This window comes from Tunicatimonas sp., from assembly GCF_049647865.1.
GTDB lineage: Bacteria > Bacteroidota > Bacteroidia > Cytophagales > Cyclobacteriaceae > Tunicatimonas.
In genome coordinates this window covers 1-6610 of the sequence record NZ_JBARYM010000471.1, presented here as the reverse complement: position 1 = coordinate 6610, position 6610 = coordinate 1, and the positions used below count along the sequence as shown (strand labels likewise).

Genomic DNA, 6610 nt, shown 5'->3' with positions numbered 1-6610 from the left:
GATTAAGGTTAGATGATCAATTAGAACGGCAGATCGTCCATCTCACTATTATTGGTTGCCACTGTTCCTGCATTATTACTAGCTGTTGAAGCAGGCGCAGTGCTGGGTGGTGGTCCACTGTTAGGCTCTGAAACTTTTGGTGATGAAGTATTTGTAGACGAAGACTGATAATTGTTGTCACCGCTATCTTCGTTCCGTCCACCAACAAAAGTCATGTTCGTAGCTCGAATACGCTTATCGTAGCGAGTAACCCCTTCTTTGTCTTGATACTCATTGGTTCTGATCTTTCCTTCAATATACACCGTGCGGCCCTTAGCAAGATATTTTTCACAGAGTTCAGCTAGTCGATCCCATAACTCTACTCTATGCCATTCAGTTTGCTCTACTCGCTCGCCATTACGGTTGGTATACGATTCTGAGGTAGCAATGCTGATATTAGCTACCTTCGAGCCACTTTCCAGGTGGCGAATTTCTGGGTCAGCTCCGAGGTTACCTACTAATATCACTTTATTGACTCCGGCCATAATGATTAATGTTGATCTGTACTTTATTACTCAAAAAACGAAGTTAATGTTCCGACAATTGACAAAGATTGAGAAAACAACCGTCATTCGCTTTATAACAAGTTACTAAATAATTTAATGTCAGAGGTGGTTATTCCGTAAAAAGTTATCAATCAAAATAGGCTTAGGTAACTCTTCTATTTCTTCTCGAGAATAAAATTTACCAGCTGAATAATGAGGTTCCTTTACTAAGTTACCATTTAAAACGATAGAGTAAAAAGTAACGTGTAACCGCTGGTGCGACAGTTGGTGTTGAAGTAATTCAGATTTTTCTACCTGAGGTTGCTGTTGTATTATCTCGTTCAATACTGGGTCATTCAGTTCGTCCCATTTTCGAGGCTGCTTAGTTTCTATCAAATAGAAATCGTAGAGTCCGGCCCAAATACCTTTTTCTGGTCGCTGCTTCATTAAAACCTTATCGCCTAATCTCACTACTAAATAGTGTAAATAACGATCCTTCACTTTTCCTTTCTTAATTTTTACCGGAAGGGTTTTTTGCTTGCCGTGCTGATAGGCGTAACACATAGCAGATAGTGGACACAATAAGCAAGCTGGGTTGGCGGGCGTACATTGCAGCGCGCCAAACTCCATAATGGCCTGATTGTATACATTGGCCTGCCCAGCAGGAACTAACTGATCGGCCAACTTCCGAAAATTCTTCTGACCGGTAGTAGATAAAATATCGTCATCAACACCAAATACCCGCGAAAGTACCCGATATACGTTACCATCTACTACGGGTACCGTTTCATTAAAAGCAAAGGAGGCAATGGCTGCTGCCGTGTATGCTCCCACACCTTTCAATTTTAATAACTCATGGTAGGTTTTAGGAAACTCGCCACGGTGATCGGCCACAATACTTTTAGCGCAAGCATGTAGGTTACGGGCTCGAGAGTAGTAGCCTAAGCCCTGCCAAAGTCGCAGAACTTCCTGTTCCGAGGCATGGGCTAGATCGTATACGGTAGGAAAAGCTTCAACAAATTTTTGGTAATAAGGTAATCCTTGAGCAACCCGAGTTTGCTGTAGGATAACTTCCGATAGCCAAATTTGATAGGGATCAAGTGTGTGACGCCAGGGTAAATCTCGATGATGCTTCTGGTACCATTGGATAATTTCTTCAGCAAAAGGCGGTTGTTCCAAACTAATTGGCTAATAATGAGATAGAATCTTTGAGAATGCGCTAGAGATGGGGGAGATTTTAGTTCTTTTTTTTTCTAATTTATGATTTACCATTAAATTTACGCTCCCCAGTTTTGGGTAGTAACCAAAATCCAGTACTTAACTAAAACCTAAATAGAACGTGACCAAAGCAGAAGTAGTTCAACAGATTGCTGATAAGACCGGTATTGACAAAGCAGATGTTTATACCACTGTAGAAGCATTCTTTACTGTAGTTAAAAACTCGATGGCTGAGGGGGAGAATATTTATGTACGCGGATTTGGAAGCTTCGTAAATAAAAAACGGGCTCAGAAAATAGGCCGGAATATTTCCAAAAATACGGCTATTGTTATTGAAGAACACTTCGTGCCTAGCTTTAAGCCATCTAAGGTGTTCGTAGAAAAGATTAAAACCAGCGAGAAGCTGAGCGAAAAATTAAAGGTGACTGAGCCTAGCTAAGTAATACCCTCCCCGAGGTATTGCCCCTTAGCATAAAGATTCTCTAGATTATGGCTAAAAAACAGTGGATTATAGTAGGAGTAGCCGTACTTGCGATAGTAGGTTTGTTTAGTTTGCCTCGCATTGTAGTAGATAATGATGAACAAGCAGTAGGCGAAACTCCGATGCCAGTAGCTGAAACTGAAGAAGACGTCCACCTTCCGCCCCTGGCTCCCGCTGTACAGGTAGAAGCCGATAGCCTGCGAACTTTGTACCTTACCAATGAGAGTGCCGAAAAAAATACTATCTTTGCCAATTCTCTGGTGAAACTGTTCATCCAAGCTGACCATTACGATAGCGCTGCTTACTATGCTGAAGTGATCGCTAGCCAAACTGAAGAGCTAAAGGATGAGGAAAGAGCGGGAGAAATGTATTATGAGGCTTTTATGCGAGCCATAGGTAATGGGCAGCGGCAGCAGCTAGGCACTAAAGTCCGTTTCTACTTCGATAAGGTATTGGAAGAAGAACCGGGAAACTTAGATGCTAAAGCTAAATCAGCGATGACGTATATCGGCTCATCAAACCCAATGGCGGGTATCACAATGTTGCGTGAAATAGTAGAGACGAATGAAAATCACGAGCTGGCTACCTATAACTTAGGATTATTATCAAGACAGTCAGGGCAATATGAGAAGGCAGTAGAGCGGTTTGAGAAGGTAAAAGAAATTAATCCTGATAATCTGCAAGCGCAGTTTTTGCTAGGAGTAAGCTATTTAGAAGCCGGTGATGAGGAAAAATCGCGCCAACAGTTTGAATACATCAAAACGATTAGCGATGACCCAGAGATAATTGCTAACGTAGATAATTATTTAGAGAGAATTTAATTGGAAAATATCGTGTTTAAGTATTATGGTGTTAAAGTTTGTTGCTACTGAGCTATAAGCTTTAATAAAGTAAAATGCTACAGCACAAGAACACAATAACACTAAAAATTTATAAAAATAACTTGTTTCACTAAAACATTAAGAATATGCCTTGTGGAAAAAAACGTAAAAGACATAAAATTGCTACGCATAAGCGCAAAAAGCGCTTAAGAAAGAATCGCCATAAGAAGAAGTAACACAACACTCTTGGCTGGGTAGGAAAACGCCTCTTATTTGCGTTAACCTACCCTTTATTTTTATTTCGCATACTACTACTTGATTAATCTAATCACTTTCTATGCTGTAGTAGCATGCCACACCTTTAAATAGTAATCCCTTGAGCAATGAATTAGTTATCAATTCAACTCAAGAAGGATGTCGTATAGCACTTTTACGAGATAAGAGCCTTGTAGAATTTCATCAGGAAGTTGACACCAACAAATTTACGGTTGGTGACATCTATTTGGGAACTGTCCGTAAGGTGGTGCCAGGATTGAACGCTGCGTTTATTGACGTCGGCTACGAGAAAGACGCCTTTCTGCACTACCTAGACTTAGGGCCCCAAATCCGAACATTAAATAAACATGTTCGGAATGTAATTGCGAAAAAAAATAATGGTCAACAGCTCGGTAAAACAAATGCCGAACCTGACATTGATAAGCACGGAAAAATTAATCAGGTGCTGAATCGCAATCAACAAGTACTGGTACAAATTGTCAAGGAACCTATTTCGACAAAAGGGCCACGATTATCCTGCGAGTTGTCTATGGCCGGAAGGTACCTCATATTGGTTCCCTTCTCAAGCGTAGTAAATATATCAAAAAAGATTACCGACAAGAACGAGAGGAAACGGTTAAGCCGTTTGGTCTCTTCCATAAAGCCCGAGGGTTTCGGGGTAATTATTCGAACAGTAGCCTCAGGTAAGGAGGTAGCTGAGCTAGATCGCGACCTTCGCAACTTAGTAGAAACCTGGCAAGAAGGTATGAAGAAGCTGCAAAATGCCAAACCTCGGGAGAAAATTATTGGGGAAGTGGGTCGTGCTTCTTCTCTATTGCGTGATGTTCTAAATGAATCATTTGATAGTATTGTCACTGACGATGATGAAATCTTTTCGGAGGTGAAATCTTATATTCAGACAATCGCCCCGAATAAAGAAAAAATTGTTAAGCAGTACCACGGTAAAATTAAGCTGTTTGAGAATTATGGTATCGAAAAGCAGCTAAAATCACTATTTGGACAGTCGGTAACGGTGCCCGGTGGTGGTTATCTGATTATTGAGCATACCGAAGCCCTGCACGTGATCGACGTGAACAGTGGCAATAAATCTAATTCGGAAAAAGATCAGGAAACAACGGCTCTTAGTGTAAACAAACAGGCCGTAGGCGAAATTGCCCGCCAACTTCGCTTGCGCGATATGGGTGGTATTATCGTGGTCGACTTTATTGATATGCGGAGTTCTGAAAATAAGAAAGCTGTATATCAGACAATGCGCGAAGAGATGAAGACTGATCGGGCGAAGCACACCATCTTGCCACTAACCAAGTTTGGTCTAATGCAAATTACCCGACAGCGGGTGCGCCCAGAATTGAATATTGTTACTAAAGAAATTTGCCCGACTTGTCAGGGAAAAGGGAAAGTGACTCCATCTATACTAATTGCGGATCAAGTAGAGCGAGATGTCGATTACCTACTTGGCAAACAAAACGAGAAAAGCTTAACTATTGCGCTGCATCCGTATTTACATGCTTATTTTACCAATGGACTTTTTTCTAAGCGAGTAGATTGGTTCTTTAAACATAAAAAGTGGATTCATCTGGAAAAAGATTCTTCCTTAGGAATGATGGAATATCATTTTTATAACAAAGCCGGAGAACAAATAGAATTACCGAAAGCCTGATTTATTCAGGCTTTTTCCTTTCTTAGCCAAGAGGTTGCAGTAATAATCAGTATTTTGGTCAGCATTATCCTACAAAAACAACATGCGTATGCGTTCATCTGATGAATCGATTATCTTCGGCGATTCCCGCATTCCGAAGTATCAACAGGTAATTAACTTAATTAAGTCAGATATTGAATTGGGTATTTTTAAACAAGGTGAGCGAATACCTTCCATTAATGAAACCAGCGAAGATTTCTACTTATCAAGGGACACGGTAGAGAAAGCCTATAATAAACTGCGAGAAGAAGGAATCTTGGTTTCAGTCCCGGGCAAAGGTTATTACGTAAATACTATCGAGCCCACCGGACAGCTTCGGGTACTTTTAGCGATCAATAAGATTAGCGCGCATAAAAAGAAAATCGTCAACGCTTTTGTAGAAACCTTGGGCGAAGAAGTGGTAGTAGAAACGTTTGTACATCACTACAGTGCCAAAAAGCTGGAACGAATTATCAACGAAAATCTGGGCAAGTTTAGCTATTACGCGATCATTCCGTGCTTTAAAAATTTCTCGGATCAAACCCAAGCAGTTATAGAGAAAATCCCTTCCGATAAACTGCTACTAATTGATAAAGATATAGACGATTTAAAGGGTAAATACAAAGCTGTCTGCGAAAACTTCGAAGAAGATACCCGTCAAGTCTTGACTTCAGCGTTAGACGTGATTAATAAATACGAGAAATTGTATTTTATCTTCCCCGATGGCAATCAGCATCGTCCAGAATTAATCACGAGCTTCAAGCGCTTCTGCACCGAGCATCATTTTGACTACTGTATTACCAACGTATTCGACCCAGCTTGGGTGCGACCAAAAGATTTGTATTTAGTAGTAGAAGATGACGACCTAGTTGATATCATCAAGTATTGCAAGAATAATCAATTGGCAGTAGGGCAGGATGTAGGCATTATTTCGTACAATGACACACCGCTGAAGGAAGTACTACACGATGGCATTGCCGTAATTTCTACTGACTTTCAGAAAATGGGCGAAACGGCGGCTCAACTCATTCTGGAAAAGCGTAGCGAAAAAATTCATAATCCATTTTATCTTATTCGCCGCCCATCGCTTTAGCTTCGCTCCGGTGGAACGTAGCGTTCTTCTACGTTGATATGTTCGCCGGCAATGTGATCAATTCCCTTTTGCCAAATATTCTCAGAGTTCATGGTTGCGATAGAGTTTCCATCACCCCGTTCACTCAAACGAAGATTGGTAAAGTAGACTCCCATTCGCTGGTTAGGCTTTTCGTTGGCCGTCCAGATTCCCAGGTTCACTACCAATCGGTCTAGGTTAAGGGAGGAAAATCTGCTTTTCTGAGTTTCTTCGTGATTTTGGGCAATATCCAGTTGCACATTGTTGGGCTCCGAGGTTACTGGTAGTTTAAAAAAACGAGTAGATGGCGGATTAATCCCCTGATGATTATCGCGCAGATTGCTGTAGGCTTTACCAATGGAGTACACCTGATTTATTTTTTTTAAATCTCTTTCAAATCCTTCTACCCAGATAAAAGCCCCTGCCCATTCATCTGGTCGAGAGTTTTCGCTATCTAACTGGTACTGAAGCGATAAAACCGGTTGCTGGTCTGAATTTACC

General features: G+C 41.0%; 7 protein-coding genes. 4 read left to right on the top strand and 3 right to left on the bottom strand.

The window, feature by feature from the left end; all coding sequences use genetic code 11:
* Positions 1 to 20 precede the first annotated feature (20 nt).
* Both WBA23_RS14050 and mutY read right to left on the bottom strand, forming a co-directional pair.
* Entirely contained in the window at positions 21 to 524 is a 504-nt protein-coding gene (locus WBA23_RS14050) for a single-stranded DNA-binding protein (protein WP_424582910.1), read from the bottom strand.
* Between the two features lie 120 nt (positions 525 to 644).
* Positions 645 to 1703: an A/G-specific adenine glycosylase gene (gene mutY, locus WBA23_RS14045; protein ID WP_424582909.1), complete on the bottom strand. Its 1059-nt coding sequence runs from the start codon at positions 1701 to 1703 to the stop codon at positions 645 to 647.
* 160 nt (positions 1704 to 1863) lie between these two features.
* Here mutY and WBA23_RS14040 point away from each other — a divergent pair, with 160 nt between their 5' ends.
* The 4 genes from WBA23_RS14040 to WBA23_RS14025 all read left to right on the top strand — a co-directional run bounded on the left by WBA23_RS14040 (position 1864) and on the right by WBA23_RS14025 (position 6091).
* A complete protein-coding gene (locus WBA23_RS14040) occupies positions 1864 to 2181 on the top strand; it encodes an HU family DNA-binding protein (protein WP_424582908.1) in 318 nt (105 codons plus the stop codon).
* Positions 2182 to 2231: 50 nt separating this feature from the next.
* Positions 2232 to 3044: a tetratricopeptide repeat protein gene (locus tag WBA23_RS14035; RefSeq protein ID WP_424582907.1), complete on the top strand. Its 813-nt coding sequence runs from the start codon at positions 2232 to 2234 to the stop codon at positions 3042 to 3044.
* Between the two features lie 376 nt (positions 3045 to 3420).
* Positions 3421 to 4980: an Rne/Rng family ribonuclease gene (locus tag WBA23_RS14030; protein WP_424582906.1), complete on the top strand. Its 1560-nt coding sequence runs from the start codon at positions 3421 to 3423 to the stop codon at positions 4978 to 4980.
* An 88-nt stretch (positions 4981 to 5068) separates the two neighbouring features.
* Entirely contained in the window at positions 5069 to 6091 is a 1023-nt protein-coding gene (locus WBA23_RS14025) for a GntR family transcriptional regulator (RefSeq protein WP_424582905.1), read from the top strand.
* Here the strand turns inward: WBA23_RS14025 and WBA23_RS14020 are convergent.
* Positions 6088 to 6610 (bottom strand): hypothetical protein (locus tag WBA23_RS14020; protein WP_424582904.1); only part of this gene is annotated, 523 nt, incomplete at its 5' end. The genes WBA23_RS14025 and WBA23_RS14020 overlap by 4 nt on opposite strands.

Coding starts and splice junctions, on each gene's coding strand:
- WBA23_RS14050 (WP_424582910.1), bottom strand. CDS start 524: ATGGCCGGAGTCAATAAAGTGATATTAGTAGGTAACCTCGGAGCTGAC.
- WBA23_RS14035 (WP_424582907.1), top strand. CDS start 2,232: ATGGCTAAAAAACAGTGGATTATAGTAGGAGTAGCCGTACTTGCGATA.
- WBA23_RS14025 (WP_424582905.1), top strand. CDS start 5,069: ATGCGTTCATCTGATGAATCGATTATCTTCGGCGATTCCCGCATTCCG.